General features: G+C 33.7%; 13 protein-coding genes and 1 tRNA gene. 9 read left to right on the top strand and 5 right to left on the bottom strand.

Annotation, left to right across the window (positions count from 1 at the left end; translation table 11 throughout):
* Positions 1 to 45: 45 nt before the first annotated feature.
* From ACFX5F_RS01385 to ACFX5F_RS01395, 3 genes are all read left to right on the top strand, one after another.
* A tRNA-Gln gene (locus tag ACFX5F_RS01385) sits at positions 46 to 116 on the top strand.
* A gap of 679 nt (positions 117 to 795) precedes the next feature.
* A complete protein-coding gene (locus tag ACFX5F_RS01390) occupies positions 796 to 1,305 on the top strand; it encodes a hypothetical protein (RefSeq protein WP_379849189.1) in 510 nt (169 codons plus the stop codon).
* 5 nt (positions 1,306 to 1,310) lie between these two features.
* Positions 1,311 to 1,598 carry a hypothetical protein gene (locus ACFX5F_RS01395; RefSeq protein WP_379849191.1) on the top strand — a complete coding sequence of 96 codons (288 nt, stop codon included), beginning with the start codon at positions 1,311 to 1,313 and terminating at the stop codon, positions 1,596 to 1,598.
* Between the two features lie 442 nt (positions 1,599 to 2,040).
* Here the strand turns inward: ACFX5F_RS01395 and ACFX5F_RS01400 are convergent, their stop codons facing one another.
* Positions 2,041 to 2,643, bottom strand: coding sequence for a recombinase family protein (locus tag ACFX5F_RS01400; protein WP_379849193.1), 603 nt, complete (start codon positions 2,641 to 2,643; stop codon positions 2,041 to 2,043).
* Positions 2,644 to 2,812: 169 nt separating this feature from the next.
* Here ACFX5F_RS01400 and ACFX5F_RS01405 point away from each other — a divergent pair, with 169 nt between their 5' ends.
* Complete coding sequence (locus tag ACFX5F_RS01405; protein ID WP_282728224.1) at positions 2,813 to 3,355, top strand: hypothetical protein; 543 nt, start codon at positions 2,813 to 2,815, stop codon at positions 3,353 to 3,355.
* 117 nt (positions 3,356 to 3,472) lie between these two features.
* Here the strand turns inward: ACFX5F_RS01405 and ACFX5F_RS01410 are convergent, their stop codons facing one another.
* The 3 genes from ACFX5F_RS01410 to ACFX5F_RS01420 form a co-directional block, all read right to left on the bottom strand.
* The gene (locus tag ACFX5F_RS01410) at positions 3,473 to 6,601 is read right to left on the bottom strand and encodes a type ISP restriction/modification enzyme (protein ID WP_379849195.1); all 3,129 of its coding nucleotides are present in this window, start codon (positions 6,599 to 6,601) and stop codon (positions 3,473 to 3,475) included.
* A gap of 43 nt (positions 6,602 to 6,644) precedes the next feature.
* Complete coding sequence (locus ACFX5F_RS01415; protein WP_379849197.1) at positions 6,645 to 8,039, bottom strand: phage integrase SAM-like domain-containing protein; 1,395 nt, start codon at positions 8,037 to 8,039, stop codon at positions 6,645 to 6,647.
* Positions 8,040 to 8,289: 250 nt separating this feature from the next.
* Positions 8,290 to 9,114 (bottom strand): universal stress protein, encoded by an 825-nt coding sequence (locus tag ACFX5F_RS01420; RefSeq protein ID WP_379849199.1) that lies wholly within the window; start codon positions 9,112 to 9,114, stop codon positions 8,290 to 8,292.
* A 177-nt stretch (positions 9,115 to 9,291) separates the two neighbouring features.
* Here ACFX5F_RS01420 and rimP point away from each other — a divergent pair, with 177 nt between their 5' ends.
* From rimP to ACFX5F_RS01440, 4 genes are all read left to right on the top strand, one after another.
* Positions 9,292 to 9,756: a ribosome assembly cofactor RimP gene (rimP, locus tag ACFX5F_RS01425; RefSeq protein ID WP_379849201.1), complete on the top strand. Its 465-nt coding sequence runs from the start codon at positions 9,292 to 9,294 to the stop codon at positions 9,754 to 9,756.
* Between the two features lie 13 nt (positions 9,757 to 9,769).
* Positions 9,770 to 11,023 (top strand): transcription termination factor NusA, encoded by a 1,254-nt coding sequence (gene nusA / locus ACFX5F_RS01430; RefSeq protein ID WP_073204480.1) that lies wholly within the window; start codon positions 9,770 to 9,772, stop codon positions 11,021 to 11,023.
* Positions 11,024 to 11,123: 100 nt separating this feature from the next.
* Positions 11,124 to 14,006: a translation initiation factor IF-2 gene (infB, locus tag ACFX5F_RS01435; RefSeq protein ID WP_379849203.1), complete on the top strand. Its 2,883-nt coding sequence runs from the start codon at positions 11,124 to 11,126 to the stop codon at positions 14,004 to 14,006.
* A 438-nt stretch (positions 14,007 to 14,444) separates the two neighbouring features.
* Entirely contained in the window at positions 14,445 to 15,068 is a 624-nt protein-coding gene (locus ACFX5F_RS01440) for a hypothetical protein (protein WP_379849205.1), read from the top strand.
* Positions 15,069 to 15,452: 384 nt separating this feature from the next.
* On the opposite strand, the gene ACFX5F_RS01445 is transcribed toward ACFX5F_RS01440, so the two are convergent.
* Entirely contained in the window at positions 15,453 to 15,842 is a 390-nt protein-coding gene (locus tag ACFX5F_RS01445) for an SPOR domain-containing protein (protein ID WP_379849207.1), read from the bottom strand.
* Positions 15,843 to 16,059: 217 nt separating this feature from the next.
* On the opposite strand from ACFX5F_RS01445, the gene ACFX5F_RS01450 reads away from it, so the two are divergent.
* Entirely contained in the window at positions 16,060 to 17,394 is a 1,335-nt protein-coding gene (locus tag ACFX5F_RS01450; protein ID WP_379849209.1) for a c-type cytochrome, read from the top strand.
* Positions 17,395 to 17,396 lie beyond the last annotated feature (2 nt).

Here is a 17,396-nt window from a genome sequence, read left to right on the forward strand (position 1 = left end):
CTTAAAATTTGTATTAAATTTGCACTCGCTTAACAGCACTGGAATTGGTCTATGGTGTAATGGTAACACAACTGTTTTTGGTGCAGTCGTTCAAGGTTCGAGTCCTTGTAGACCAACAAGTATTTTTAAAAAACCCCGTAAACATTAACGTTTACGGGGTTTTCTTTTTTGGTGCGTAGTAAATCACGTAGTAATTTTTTATTTCCCACTAATTAATATTTAGTTGAAACTTCAATATTTGTGGAGTATTTTTGTACTAATCAGATATGTTAGCGATTTTATAGGGTTTAAATCGAGTACTAAGATTGTTGAGGTCGCCTTTTGGCAAATAAAAAAAACTCTAAAAAAATACCTTTTCTTTTAAATGAATAAAGAAATTCTTACATCTAGGGATGTGATGGCAATGTTATCTATTTGCGAAAACACATTATTAAAGATGGAAGCCGAAGGAAGCATTAATATTGATTTTCGAATCAGTAACAGAAAACGTTATCAACTAAAAAACGTTTTGGCTTCAATAAGTCGGCTTCAAGTAAAAAGATAATGAGAGTAATGTAATCTTTTATCTGTCTGGCAAACTATAACCATAATACATTGTTGGTTATGTTCGTGCCTATACCCATTTTTTTTTTTTTTTTTTTTGACTATTGGAATCTGATTGATTTTAATAGTAACAATAAATTTTACGGCCAGAGGACTTTTTCCTAAAGCCGTGATATTTATTATAAAATAAGTAATCTATCAAGGACTCAAGTACAGTTCCTAAGAGATTAGTAGTATAAACAAGTTAAGAATATGAATGAAAAAGAGTATCTATCTGTTAAAGATATTAGTGAATTAACCTTGCAATCGGCAAGAAATGTTAGAAGAATAATTAAGGCTTTAAATGGCACCGTAAGTATTACGCAATTGCATATGTGTGCCGCAACAGGGCACTGGAGAGTACATAACTTGTTGTTAAGTAGTTTTAAGCCTCAAAGAATAAGAAGGGATAATTACTATGCTCTAAGTGTAGACCCTTGTAGTAACTATTCGGAGAGCGATATAGATGAGATTATGAAGTTTGTGTATGAGCAAATGAATAATAGTAAGCTTGAAATAAATTACGTGGTTGAGCAAAAAAAAGCAAATAATCGAAATCATTTACATTGTTACATAAAGTGTAGTAACAAAAAGAAGCTTCTCCAGTTTATTAAATTGGGCTTTACAAATGTTAGCTATCACCAGAGCCCAATATTTGATTTGGAGATTTGGATACATTATATGACGAAGGACGGAAATCCAATAAAAACATTAAAAAATTAATAGTTATGAAAAAAGAAGAATTTAACATTGAAGACTACAAACACTATGTGCAACCTTACGATTATGAAAGGTACAGAGCGGTAAACCCAAAGCTAACAAAAAAGATGTATGAATTTTTGAGGGGTAATGGTTCTGAATGGAAAATATTATGCGGGGTATACGTAAAAATACAATGGACCAATGAAGTTTTAGAAGAAGTGTGGTATCTGAATTGTAGTGGACATTATAAAAATGGTGAGATTTATAAAAACAGATATTTACCAGAAAAATATTTAGCGTTAACCACTTGGTAAGCATGAATACTATACAAGATAAAATACAGATTGTCCAAATGGAAATAAATGTAGAATCTGACCCAGAGCGAAAAAAAGAGATGCAAAAGCAATTACAAAAATTACAATTGCGGAAGGAAATCGAAACAATTAGAAAAAAAATAGAACAATTACGATGACCCTTCCGTCTCTCCGTCCTGGTAAGTAATATATTTAATTACTAGTTACCTATAACAGTATAGGCATTTAATGTAATTGATAAATAGGGTATCATGAGGTTCGAAAAATTTTACCCAAAAATTTTCAAACAAAAAAACATCCGTTTTGTACGTAGCGTAGCCCGCTTTTATTATTGAATGTTTTTTTTAAAATAGTGTTTTAAGTATTAGAATCGCCATAAGCAATGATGGTGTTCGTAAGTGTTTTATTAAATTGGAATGGGTCGTGCGTAGCACGATCCATTTTAATTTATACTAGTTAGTAACCTTTGAATTTTTTGTGCTGTCCCAAGACTGCAACCACCAATTTTTGAAGCACGTCTTAGAGATTCTCCATTTTTAAGCTCTTTTGCAACCGCTTTATATTTTGTTAGGAAATCTGCATCGCTTATTTTTGAACCATATAGGCGACCACTATAAGAACCTTTGGCCTTGGCTAATTCGATTCCTTGGCGTTGGCGTTCTAGCATGTTTGAGCGTTCCATTTCGGCTACGTTACCAAGAACACTTATAATCATTTTAAAGCTCGGATTTGGCTTGTTATCGATTAATGAAAACATCCCGATGTTTTCTACAAATAGTTTGATTGATTTTTGATTGAAAAATTCGACCATCGTTAATATGTCGATTATAGAACGGCCCAAGCGGTCGATTGATGAAATGTGAATTTCAGATACTACGCCAGTTTCGATGTCGGCCAAAAGTTTCGATGCTTCTTTTCTATCGATGAACTTAATCGACCCAGAAACTTTATCAATATAAATTTTTGAAAATTCTTTAGCGTTTACTTCTTGACGACCAGTATTTTGTTCCTCGCTCGATACTCTGATATATTTTACTTTTGACATGGCTTATATTTTTTATCCTTGAACAAATATAGTGTATATATTTAGGATGGCAAAATTATACACCTAAAAACCAGGTATTTAGCTAAAAATAATGTACCATTTCGAAGCATGCCCTAAAATGAACAGATAAAGTAAAATATTAAGTTGCTATATTTATAAAAAATTAATTATGAATGAAGAATGGCGTACCGATATTATTAGATGGAATAAAATTTCTTTAGAGACAGCAGAATTATATCTTGGCTTAGCGGAGAAACGTTTAGATGAAACGGTTGAGACAGCTAAAAATATTAGTGATAAAAACGAGAAACTTTTAACATTATGTATTTCGTTAATTACTCTAATATTAAGTTACATTTCTGTTTCGAGTTGGAAATTGGTTGGTGTAGATTATTTTATAACAACTCTGGTTGTGATGATTTCTTTTTTGCTAGTACAACTTTGGTTTTTGGTCAGAAACATTATGGTATTTAAGATTGGTACAAAGGGAGAGGAACCAAAATATATTTTGACTGAAAATTTTGTTGGCAAACAGAAAAAAAATGAACAATATTTAAACTTGGTTTTACATGTCTGTGAAATATACCAAAATAAAATAAACTGCAATCATACGGTTAACGCTAAAAGAAATAATCGTTTAGTGATTGCAATTTATTTATTCATAGGATTACCTATTTCTTTTCTTTTGGCTTTGGGTTGTCGTTTATTATGACTGTTTTGAATTTTGGTATTTCGCTAGTACCTCTAATTTCATAAGAAGTCTCATTAGTGGTTGTTCTGGGTGGAATAGGTTTTTTGTCTTTATCGCTCATTTTATTTGTTTTAAGTTTTATATTTTGATTTTATCTATTTCCTTCATAATCCTATCCGTTTCGTTAAGTGCCACCACCATTTTCTGATAATGTAATATATCATCATAATTTAGTTCACGACCCTTACGGTCTTTTAGCCATTTTTGAGCGGGTTGATAGCCACCGATGTAGAAGTTCCAAGCTACTTCTGGAACGTTCGCAAAATGTTGGTCATCGTTAATATAAACGTTACCATTTTTATAAATTGGTTTGGTCACAATGTTGTCACCGTCTTCTGGATATTTGGTAATGTATTTTTCGACAGTAGGACTTTCCAGTAAATGAATTTGGCGTAACTCACCACCTAATTTAACCAATTGCATGAATTCCACACGATCCAGCGGAGCTGGAACGCGTGGGAATTCTATCTTTAAAAATTCTTTGTATTTCTCACGATATGATGGAGAATGTAAAACCGCATAAATATAATCTAGCAAATCAATTGGAGCGAAACTCTGTCTAAACTCTGGACGGACCTCATCGCTATTAGCAAAACAAACATTACTTTCTGTTTGCTTTTCGTTGGTGAACGTCATGCCCAAACCATCAGCGATTTGTTTTATCATTGTTGGGTTAATATTTGGTACTCTGGTATTGTTGCCTTCTAATGTTTGTTGTATGTTTGATTCTGGGTAGAGGTATAATGGGAATAACATTCCACCACCTCTGTAATACATATTAAAGTCAGTTATTGAATTTGTAATAAAAGATAAATTCCAAGGCATTGAACCAACGACTTGTCCTTGTCTGCCGATAATCAAACCCAAATTTTCTCTTTTAATAAAATGTTGCATTACTTTTTCTCTTGTTCTTTCAACAATTTTAGTGTCATAATAAATGTACTTATTATCAAAAGGACGGTATGAAATTTTTTCTATAAGATTTCTATTAACTTCTATTTCATAATGATTTTCAACATTTGTAATTAAATTTTTATTAGTTTCATTTATTAATACCGCATCTTTAGCGGTAACAATCCCAACATTATTTACAGGGAATAATTCATTTATAGAAAACCCTTGGTTATATTCTTCTGTTAAATCCAAATCTTTACTAACAAAAAAGTAATTGGGAGCAACATTCGGTAGTTCTTTATAAGGGATAGATTTAATTGAATTTTCAGAAAGAAAGTCATATTTATAATCTCGTTTTCCAAACAAATCATAATGAAAAATTTTACCTAAATTTTCTTTCTTCTTTTTCCCAGTTTTTACAAATAAATTAATAGAAACACCTTGCATAATATCAAACACGTTTTGGTCTGTCGTACCATCCAAAGCAGTTTCTTTTTTCTTACTGTTTCCGTGCAAATCGATTGTGTATATTTTGTCGTAAGTTTTAAGTAAATTCCAACGCATACCTCTAAAAGTTGGATTATCTAAAAAGCCATGTGGGTTGATAAATGCCAAAATTCCTTCACCATTTTTATCAATAAAATGTTGACCAAAACGCATAAACTTTACATAATCATCATTTATCCATTTTGGATTTCGCTCTTTTAACTTTTCTTTTCCACCTGGTTCTTTCTTGTAATCTTCCATCAGTTTCATAATCCATTCCCCTTTGTTGGAACTTTCGCCACTATATGGTGGATTACCCATAACAACCATTACGGGTGCATCACGTTTTATAGCATTGGCTTGGTCGGCTTCATCAGAGAGCCACGAACTAAAAAGGGTGTTAGTGTCGGGATGGGCTTCTTCAAGTGAGTTAGTTAAGAAAATACGGAAACGTTGGTCGTCTGTGGGTTTATATCCTGTTTCGGTTAACAGCATATCCATTTTGAGGTGGGCCATTGCATAACTCGCCATTAATAGTTCAAAACCATTCAATCTAGGGATTAGGTCTTTGGTTACATACTTGCTCCAAATACCTTGTTGGCCTTCAAATTTTTTATGGATATGTTTCACCACCTCAGCGAGAAATGTTCCCGTTCCTGTGGCTGGGTCCAATATCTGAACTTTGTGTACTTCGTGTTCTACCTCAACTTCTTTTATTACAGCATTTTTTTTGGAAGCCGTTTGGGTTATTGCTTTTTTCTTAATTTTTATTTTACTGGTGTCGGCCAAACCTTGTGGCAAATCGAATTCAGTTTTTAGAATGTCATCAACCGCTCGAACTATAAAATTAACGACTGGTTGCGGTGTGTACCAAACACCACGTGCTTTTCGCAAAGCGGGATTATATTCACCCAAAAATGTTTCGTAAAAGTGAACCACAGGGTCTTCCTGTTTGGTACTTTTACCAAAGTTTTTCATAATGAGTGCCACATCCGAAGCTAGGAAAATGTTGACCAACTCATCAACTATCCAAGTTAGCCTTGTATCTAAATCAAACCCCGCTATATCTTGAAATAACTTACGCAAAAACGGGTTGCTTTTAGGGATTAACTCTGCGGCTTCCATGCGAGAGAATGTCGGTAAAGTTGGGTCATGGTAGCGGGCCGCAAACATACCATAAGCGATGGTTTGAGAATAGATGTCAGCAAATGATTTGTTGTCAATGTCGTGAATCAACATTTGTTGAAAGGACAACATTTGTGATTTGATGGTGGAGCGTTTTCCTTCTTGGTCGTCATAATTTAATGATTTCTCAATAACGTCTGCCATTAACTTTGCTTTTCCCGCCATCATTTGAGCCAACTTAGTTGGTGACTTGATAGTTTGCGAAATGGTTTCGGCAAAATTCTTTATTAGTTGTGTGAACTGGTCAAAGTTTTCTGGTTGAGGTACAATCGTACCATTTTCCAACTTAGCTATTGCAATTTTCGTGGTTAGTTCACCATCCTTATAAAAGTGAAAATCCATATAATCGGTAAATACCAAATTTGACAGACCCGATTTATAGCGGTCAAACTGCTCTTTTAGGGTTTTGCTTCCTAAGTCTACTCCAATATCTTTTGCTTCAATATAGCCAACAGGAACGTCTTTACGGGTCAGTACATAATCGGGTGCACCGCAAGCCACCCTTGCGGGTTCATTCGTCACCAAGATGTTTGGTAAAATTGCCATGATGAGGTTTTGTAAGTCACCACGATAGGAATGTTCACGTGCGTTTCCTGTAATGTATAAGGTGTTTATTTTGGCTAGATATTGTTGAATTGTCATTATTAGGGTAGTCAGATTTATTTTACTAATGTAGGATATTTTATTAATATTTGAAAAGGGGTGATTTTTTAGAGTTTAGCATCGTTATCAAGTTGACTGCTTTACTCAACATTGTTGTTTTGTCATACACTTGTATGATTGAAGTGTACTTGTGTTTAGGGTGCGTTATCGGTTCAATTTCTTCATCGTGAATCCCTAAGTCTTTTAGATTCGATATAAAAGTGCTACGACAGTCGTGCGGGCTAAATATATCACAAAGTTTTTCTTTTGAGATAACAACGTTGTCAATAGTGTAATAATATTTTTTAATTTCAATAATATTCTCAAATTTTAAATGCTTAAGGAGTTTTGTTATGTCTTTTCTTATGTTAGTTTGTGATGGGAATTTTGGAAACTTGTTATTGTTTAATTTGAGTAAATCCTTAACAGGTTTAAGTAGTGGTATTGTGGTTATTAGTTCGTCTTTGTTTTCCTGTGATTTTCTAATTCGAGTTGTAAAGCAATGGTATTGTTTTAAATTGTGGGTCTGTACTTCGGGTTCGAGTTCGTGTAAGCAAGTCATGTCGCCAATTCTTAACCCTGTAAATGATGAAAGTATGAGGTAGTTTTTGGCGTGTGTGAATTCTCTGGAATGGCTTACATCGGTTTTTATGATAGTTGATAATTGTGTTTGAGTTAAGAACAGTTCATTTTCGATATTACGTTTCCGTATTAAATATTCTTGTTTCTTGTGGTTAAAACCAATCTCGATTTCATCCTCAACTGCACAATTTAAGATTGCCCTAAAGTGTTTGTTTTCTTTTGATATTGTGTTATGAGCGTAGAATTCCCCTGTTTCTTTTTTATTTATTTCGTTTATTACTTTAAAAAAATCCATGAAAATGTCGCCTGTTAGTTCTCCAAAAGTTAAAACCACGTCTTTTTTAGTTTCATAATTTTTGATGTGATTCTTTAAGTTTGTGTATTGTTTTCCTGTAGCTACAGACCATCTTTTGGTTGATGTTATATTTACAGTTGTTCTTTCATTTACTTGTGCTTCTATGTAATCGGTAATGGTCACGTCACCGCCAATTTTTGGTATCCTACCTAGTTTTTCAAAAACTAATTTTTTTAATTCTTCATTGGTAGGGTCTTTCTCAAAGGTGTTTCTGAAAAATGAAAGTTGCTCGTAGGATATTCTTTCAATTTTATCCAGTACGTTATTTAGGTCTTTGCCATATTTTCTAACAAAGGATTGATTTGCTCTATATGTTGGTTTGTCAATCCAGTATTCCTTATTGATGTTCCATTTGGTTGAAATTCTTAAAGGCTCATATTTAAAATTATTTGATTTTGAATTATAAGTTTTAAAGCCATAAGACAAATTAAATAAAATCAGTTGCTCTCCAGATTTGGTTTTTTTGGCTTCTAAATTAAAATAATGGGTAGCTTGTTTCATAGTTCTAATTTTATCACGTAGTAAATCACGTAGTAAAAGTATACTATTAGTTGATGTTTTACAATGTTTTTTGAGGTGTTGTAAAAAACTAAATTTTAAAAAGCCTTTATTTACAGGGGCTTTAGGGGTCGTTTGTGATTTGATGAGGTGTTAGGAGAATTGTCCTTGTAGACCAACAAAAGCCTCTCATTTTTTGAGAGGCTTTTTTATTGTATAGGTATTTTAGGTTTTTCTTTTTTTTGAAAAAAAACTAAATTTTGAAGGTGATTACGGGTTTGACAGTATGATTTACTAAATCTTCACTAATGCTGCCGTTGAAAAAGTGCGCCAATCCAGTTCTTCCATGTGTGCAGAGCCCGACTAAATCAGCATTCATAGAATTAGCAAAATTGAGTATTCCTTTTTCAATATTTGCATCGTTGAAAATGTGCATAGAGTAGTTTTTTATGTCAAAATCTTTGGTAAAATCATTCATGATTTTTTCTGCGGCAATAGTAGTTTTGAAGCTATTAGGGGTGCATATCATTACTAAAAATAGATTTGCATCAAAATTCTTGGTAAATTCAATCATTTTTTTAAAAGGTTTTTTTATTTCCTGAGAGAAGTCAGAGGCAAAGACGAAATTCTTAGCTTCAAATTTTCCGGGATCTTTTTTAATGACTAAAACAGGAATCTCAGAAAGGCGTACCACTTTTTCGGTATTGGAGCCAATGAGTATTTCTTCAACTCCTGAAGATCCATGGGAGCCCATGATAATCAAATCGATTTTGTTTTTTTTGCTGAATGATAATATACCGTGTGAAGCTCTTTCAAATTGAACCGTTTCAGTTACCGAAATCCCGTCCAATAATGTGCTTTCCTTGATTTTTTGTAGCGTTTCGTTTGCTTTTTTGATAAACAGCATAACTTCGGGGATACCACTACCGCCTGAAATTGCATCGCTCATTTGACCAGGTAATTCCAACATGTGCAATAAGAAAATTTCACATTTGGTTTTTTTTGCGATTTGGGCTGCTAGCTTTAAAGCATCTTCTGCGTGTTTGGAAAAATCAGTTGGTACTAAAATTCGTTTCATAAGTAAAATGTTTAAATTATCGGAAAAAAACTATTATTTTATGACTTAATAAAGATAAGAAATATTTTAACAGCAATTGATTATTTATTTTTATAAAAAAAAACACTATATTTGCACCGTTATTTATTAAAATCTAGATAATGAGGGGACTAAGTGTCCCCTCTTTTTATAAAAAATATGACATTTAAAGAAAAAGTAAATACAGTGCTGGCGGAAGCCCTTTTAGAGAAGCCTTCGGTTTTTCTAGTTGACTTAATTATTACAGATGCTTTTAAGGTAATTGTGACCATAGATGGCGATAATGGAGTAGTTTTGCAAGATTGTATAGACCTTAGTCGTGCAATAGAGAGTAATATTGATAGGGAAGAACAAGATTTTTCTTTAGAAGTAGCTTCGGTAGGAGTTGGTTCGGCTCTGAAATTTGTACGTCAGTACAAGAAGAATATTGGTAGAACATTGATTGTTAAGACTGGGTCAGAAATTATTGAGGCAGAATTAGTAGAAGCTAATGATGATTTTGTAATTTTGTCGTGGAAAGCGAGAGAACCGAAAAAGTTAGGAAAAGGGAAAGAAACGGTTCAAAAAGAACTTAAATTACCTTACGCAGATATAAAAGAAGCAATTGTTACAGTAACATTTTAATTAAAGAATTCGCATGGAAAATTTAGCATTAATCGATTCATTCTCAGAGTTTAAAGATGATAAACTTATTGATCGTGTAACGCTTATGGCAATTTTGGAAGATGTATTTAGAAATGCATTGAAGAAAAAATACGGTTCAGATGATAATTTCGATATTATTATAAATCCTGATAAAGGAGATATGGAAATTTGGAGAAGAAGAGTAATCGTTGCTGACGAGGATCTAGATTTTGAAAACGAAGAGATTACTTTGACTGAAGCAAGAAAAATTGAAGCGGATTTTGAAATTGGCGAAGAAGTTTCTGAAGAGGTAAAATTAATTGATTTGGGAAGAAGAGCTATTTTAGCTTTGCGCCAAAACTTAATTTCAAAAATTCACGAACACGATAATACGAATCTTTACAAGCAATTTAAAGATTTAATTGGAGATATTTATACAGCGGAAGTGCATCATGTACGTCCAAGAGTTGTAATTTTGGTTGATGATGAAGGAAACGAAATCATTTTGCCAAAAGAAAAACAAATACCTTCAGATTTTTTCCGCAAAGGAGATAATGTTCGTGGTATAATTGAAAGTGTTGAATTGAAAGGGAATAAGCCTCAAATTATTATGTCTAGAACTTCTGAGAAGTTTTTAGAAAAATTATTTGAACAGGAAATTCCTGAGGTTTTTGACGGATTAATTATGGTTAAAAAGGTGGTAAGAATTCCAGGTGAAAAAGCAAAAGTAGCCGTAGATTCTTATGATGACAGAATTGATCCAGTAGGAGCATGTGTAGGTATGAAAGGTTCTCGTATTCACGGTATCGTTCGTGAATTAGGAAATGAAAATATTGATGTTATCAATTATACCAGTAATATTCAATTGTTTATAACGAGAGCGTTAAGTCCGGCTAAAGTTTCTTCTATCAAAATTAATGAAGAAACAAAAAGAGCAGAAGTGTTCTTAAAACTGGAAGAAGTTTCTAAAGCAATTGGTAGAGGTGGGCATAACATAAAGTTAGCTGGTTTGTTAACTGGATATGAATTAGATGTTATCAGAGAAGGTGATGTTGCTGGTGCGGCCACTGATGATGATGATGTTGAATTAACAGAGTTTTCAGATGAAATTGAAAGCTGGGTTATTGAAGAATTTGCAAAAATTGGTTTAGATACTGCAAAAAGTATTTTGAAACAAGATGTGGAAGATTTAGTAAGAAGAACAGATCTTGAAGAGGAAACAATTCAGGAAGTAATGAGAATATTGAAAGAAGAATTCGAGAGTTAATCTTGAATTCTTTTAAAAAATAAATCTTGATTTTATTTTCCCTATAAGCAGTTAGGGTTCAGTCAAGAAACACAACAAAAGGTAATAATAAAAAGGTTTTATGTCTGAAGAGAGAATTATTAGAATAAACAAAGTTTTAAGGGAATTGAATATTTCTTTAGAAAGAGCTGTGGATTATCTAAAAGATAAGGGAATTGCCATTGAAGCAAATCCAAACACAAAAATTTCTGATGATGTATACAATGTCTTGTGCGGTCAGTTTGCTGGTGACAAAGGGAATAAAGAGGCTTCGAAAGAAGTAGGGGAAGAGAAAAGAAAAGAAAAGGAAGCTTTACGTGTGGAGCGAGAAAAAGAAATCGAAGACAAGCGTAAGCAGGAAGAAGAACGATTGAAACAACAAGAGGTAATAAAAGCGAGAGCTGTTATAAGTGGACCTGTGCAAGTTGGGAAAATTGATCTTAATCCAAAAAAACCTGTTGCAGTACCAACTCCGAAAGCGGTAGAGAAGATTGAAGTTCCTGTTGTAAAAGTTACAGATGAAAAACCTGTTGTAGCGGAGGCTATTGAAAAAGCACCTGCTCCAAAAGAACCGTTGCAAGAAAAACCTGTTTCAGACAAAAAAGAAGTTAAGCCTGTTGTTGGAATAAAAGAAGTGAAGAAAGAACCTGTGAAAGAGGTTGTTTCGGAACCTGCAAAAGTTGAAAAAGTGGATGAAGCGCCAGTTGATGAAACCATCACAACGCAATATCAAAAACTTTCTGGGACTACTTTGACGGGACAAATAATTGATTTGTCTCAATTCAACAAACCCAAAAAGAAAAAAGAAGAACCTAAAATCACTCCGAATAAACCGGGTGCTCCAGGTTCGGCTGCAGCTAATGCAAATAAAAACAAGCGTAAAAGGATTGCTCCTAAACCAGGTGCTCCAAGACCGCCTGCAACACCGGGAGTTCCCGGCGCTCCAAATCCTAACAAGATTACACCTAATGTAGGTGGTGGAGGTTTCAATGCAAACAGAAGCGCAAGGCCTGGTTTTGTAAAAGGAAACAGACCTGCAATTGTTGCAAAAGTGGAGCCTACAGAGGAGGAAGTTAAAAATCAGATTAGAGAGACTTTAGAAAAACTACAAGGAAAAGGAGGTAAATCTAAAGCGGCTAAATATAGAAGAGACAAAAGAGATACGCACCGTCAGAAATCTGATGATGAGCAAAGAGCTATTGACGAAGGAAGTAAAACTATTAAGGTTACTGAGTTTGTTACAGTAGGTGAAATTGCAATCATGATGGATGTGCCAATTACCAAAGTTATTGGAACTTGTATGTCGCTTGGAATCATGGTTACCATGAATCAACGTCTTGATGCAGAAACATTGACTATTGTAGCTGATGAATTTGGCTACGAAGTTGAGTTTATCACTGTTGATATCGAAGAAGCGATTCAAGTAGTTGCTGATAAAGAAGAAGATTTAGTCTTTAGAGCACCTATCGTTACTGTAATGGGTCACGTCGATCACGGTAAAACATCTTTACTGGATTATATTCGTAAAGAAAACGTAATCGCAGGTGAGTCTGGAGGAATTACACAACATATTGGTGCCTATGGAGTAACATTGGATAACGGACAAAAAATAGCATTTTTGGATACACCAGGTCACGAAGCGTTTACTGCGATGCGTGCGCGTGGTGCTCAAGTTACAGATATTGCTATTATTGTAATTGCAGCTGATGATGACATCATGCCGCAAACCAAAGAAGCAATTAGTCATGCTCAGGCAGCTGGCGTTCCTATCATATTTGCTATCAATAAAATTGATAAGCCAAATGCTAATCCTGAAAAAGTAAAAGAAAGATTAGCAAGTATGAATTTACTTGTTGAAGACTGGGGTGGAAAAATTCAATCACACGATATTTCTGCAAAAGTAGGAACAGGTGTCAAAGAATTATTAGAAAAAGTATTGTTAGAGGCGGAACTTTTAGATTTAAAATCAAATCCAAATAAAGCGGCTCAAGGTACAGTGGTTGAGGCATTCCTTGATAAAGGAAAAGGATATGTTTCTACCATATTAGTACAGCACGGAACGTTACGAGTTGGTGATTATATGTTAGCAGGGAAGCATCATGGTAAGATAAAAGCCATGCATGATGAAAGAGGGAACATAGTAACTGTTGCGGGTCCTTCGACTCCGGTTTCAGTTCTTGGTCTTGATGGAGCAGCAACTGCGGGGGATAAATTCAATATTTTTGAAGACGAAAAAGAAGCGAAACAAATCGCATCAAAACGTTCTCAATTAATGCGTGAACAATCCGTACGTACACAACGTCATATTACGTTAGATGAAATTGGACGTAGAATTGCATTGGGTCAATTTAAAGAATTGAATATTATTCTTAAAGGAGATGTGGATGGTTCTGTGGAGGCATTATCAGATTCATTCTCTAAATTATCTACTGAAGAAATTCAAATCAATATTATCCATAAAGGTGTTGGGGCAATTACAGAGACTGATGTTATGTTGGCTTCTGCTTCTGATGCAATCATTATCGGATTTAATGTTCGTCCTGCTGGAAATGCAAGACAATTGGCAGACAAAGAAGAAATTGATATCCGTTACTATTCTATTATTTATGCAGCTATCGATGATTTGAAAGATGCAATGGAAGGAATGCTTGCGCCAGAAATGAAAGAAGAAATTCTGGGAACTGCTGAAATTAGAGAGATATTCAAGATTTCTAAAGTTGGTTCTATTGCTGGAAGTATGGTTATGGATGGTAAAATTGTTAAAAACGCCAAAATGAGAATCATCAGAGAAGGTGTAGTTGTGTTTACAGGTGAACTGTTAGCGTTGAAACGATTTAAAGATGATGTAAGAGAAGTGGCTAAAGGATACGATTGTGGAATCCAAGTAAAAGGTTATAACGACATTGAAGAAAGAGATGTTATTGAATCTTACCATGAAGTAGCAGTTAAAAAGAAATTGAAATAAAATTTCAATATATTAAAAATTAAAATCCCGAGCAATCGGGATTTTTTAGTTTTATAGTATTTCTGAATATCACTTCGAGATTGTTGTTTGTGTTTATTTGGGCGTGCCACCATCTATAAAAAAGGGCTAGCAATTTATAGGTCATTGCCCTTTTTTCTAGATGCTGTCGGGCTATCAGCGCTACAGGGTAGCTCGCTTCTATCCCTCACGCAGGATTGCAATAGGAATGGCATTTATCTATTTCAATAAAAATTGTAAGAAAAATTTAATATATTTGAGAAATTATAAAAACGAAACAAACTTTCGCCAATCCATCCAAATACGATACGCTTTGCGAAAGTTTGTTGCGGGCTATATGAAAGTTACCTGCTATTTTATCAGAAAACTCAACAAACAAAAGATTTAAAATAAATTATGATTAATGATTGAATAAGAAAAATGAAAAATATTTTATTACTATTTATTTTAACTCTGTTAAGTTGCAGTACCAAAAAAGATGAAGATTTAATACGCCGGATAGAATCTATTAATATTATTCAAACTTTAATTGAACAAAAAGGATTAGAGATGCTAAGAGATTTTTCCACTGAAAAGGAACTTTTAATTTGTTTAAATTTAAAAAAAGTTAGTGTCAAAACTAAATGTTTCGAAGAAACGAAAGCTAATGATAAAATAATAGTAATAAAATTTCCTGAAAAATCCTTTACAAACAAAGGTGAAGTTTGTATAGAAAAAATCTATAAATCAAAGCCAATTAATGACTCATTTTTTTTAAAAAACGATTCTCTTAATATTGTTAATCAAAATGAAACTTTTAAAACATTCAAAATTCCAACAAGTATTACTCAAAAGTTTAAAACTGTAGAGTTAACTAAAAATTCAAAAATAACCGAAAAATATATCCAGTTTTCTATTCCAATATTTTCAAAAGATAATACTAAAGCATATTTAAAGTTTGATCATTACTCCAATAATGAAAACAGCTACGGCAATTCAATATATTTAGAAAAAACAAATGGAAAATGGAAAATAAAATATATAGAAAGAAATTGGGCAATTTAAAAAAAATAGCAAGTATCAGTTAGAGTTTCGTTGCGTGCGTAGCACGAACAATGAAACTCCGGTTGAACTGAACCTGTCCCCACTCGCGTTCGTTTGTCATCAGTTCTGGCGCTTGCCTGCGGCGAGTACCTACTTACAATCAAGAAATATATAGAGCGTTTGCAACGCGATTCAGATGTTTTGGATATGTCTCGGCAACGATTGCGCTTAAATTCTTCTCGCGCTCCTAAGTCTTCTTCGGGAATGTTGCGCAAACGTTTCTGGCTATGTCTATGTAACGATGTTTAAAAAAAACAAAAAAGCAACTCTGTTCGGGTTGCTTTTTTTACTTGTTGTTTATTTGTGATTTCCTTTGAATGTTGCAATTTAAAAGATAGATAAATTTTATTTGCTTGGTTTTATCAGAAGTACATTTTTATATTTCTTTCTAATGTCAATCAAATTTCGTTCCGCTTCAATGCGGGTTTTAAAATTGCCAACCCAAACTTTATAATTAGGCGTGTTAAATACTATAGTTCCATCAATGTCAATAAATTCTTGCTTAAAGCTTCTTAATGTCTTTTTTGCATTTTCGCTGTCCCCGCTAAAAATTTGGATTTTATAACGGTCATTCACAGAGGTTGAAATATTTAATTTTCGCTTGTCATTCAGCAATTGCTCAAATTTAGGGTCTTGACTTACTCTAACTTTTGCGTCTTGAGCATGTACGAAGGATGAAGTAATTATTAAACATAGAGTGTAAAAAATAACTTGTTTGGGAGCTAAAATTCTCATAATGTGATTGTTTTTATGCAAAAATAGTATTTATAGAATGAAACATAATATTAAATATTATTTAGAATTAATATAAATTGAATTTAAGACTATTTTAAGGTTTTGTGAATAGTTCTTAAGTCGTATTTTTGTGCAAGTTTTAAAGAATGTATTAGTTTTTTCTAAAAGTATTAATAGAAAAAACCGTACCAATTTTAGTAGATAATCATTATACTATATGAAAAAGGTGGGTAACCATAATTCGATCACAAGAAAATTATATTTAAGCTTAGGGCTTACTTTAGTTTTCTCCTTAACATCAATTGCACAAGTTGCGGCTCCGGAAGCAGCAACACCAGTTCCAGCAGATGCTGTTGCTGCGTCAGGTGGAGACCCTGTAAAGGGAAAAGAACTTTTTAATGCAAATTGCGCAGCATGTCATAAATTGGATGCTAAAGCAACAGGGCCTATGTTGAGAGGTATATCTGCAAAGCATGAAATGGCTTGGATTTACAAGTGGGTTCACAATAGCTCTGATATGATAAAATCAGGAGATGCTGCCGCTGTAAAAGTATTTGAAGAAAACAATAAGTCTGTCATGACGGCTTTTCCTCAATTATCAAATGCTGATATAGACAATATTATTGCTTATACTTCAGAGCCAAAAGTGGAAGCTACTGCTCCGCCTACGGGAACTGCTGGAGTTCCGGGAACTGCTGCTCCAGAAAATGCTATTTCAAACAATGTCATTCTTGGTGCATTAGGATTAGTTATGGCTATGTTAGTTGTGATGTTGTTCTTAGTGAATAAAGTATTGTCGAAAGTAGCAAAAGCAAATGGAATAGTGGTTGCTCCAAAAGAGCCTACTATGCCAATTTGGAGAGCATTCGCAAAAAATCAATTTTTAGTTTTGGTGTCTTCAATATTTTTGCTGTTAACTGGAGCTTATCTGGTATATGGTTTCTTGATGCAGGTTGGGGTTGATCAAGATTACGAGCCAATACAGCCAATTCATTATTCTCACAGAATACATGCTGGCAGCAACGGAATAAGTTGTAAGTATTGTCACTCTTCTGCTAGAGTTAGTAAGCATTCGGGAATACCTTCCTTAAATGTTTGTATGAATTGTCATAAAAACATTGCAGAGGTTTCTGATACAACTGCAACTCCAGATCATTCTAAAGCTTTTTATGATGGTGAGATCCAAAAATTATATAAAGCAGTAGGTTGGGATCAATCTACTCAAAAATATACTGGAAAAACGGAACCTGTAAAATGGATTCGTATTCACAATCTACCAGATTTCGTTTACTTTAATCACTCACAGCACGTAACTGTTGCGGGTATTGAATGTCAGACTTGTCATGGTCCCGTTCAGACTTATGAAGTGATGAAACAGTTTTCTCCTCTTACAATGGGTTGGTGTATTAATTGTCACAGAAAAACGGAAGTTAAAATGGAAGGCAATGAATATTATGCCAAAATTCATGAAGAACTTTCTAAAAAATACGGTGTAGACAAATTGACTGCAGCGCAAATGGGAGGTTTAGAATGTGGTAAATGCCACTATTAATC

This window comes from Flavobacterium zhoui (assembly GCF_042787235.1).
Lineage (GTDB): Bacteria > Bacteroidota > Bacteroidia > Flavobacteriales > Flavobacteriaceae > Flavobacterium > Flavobacterium zhoui.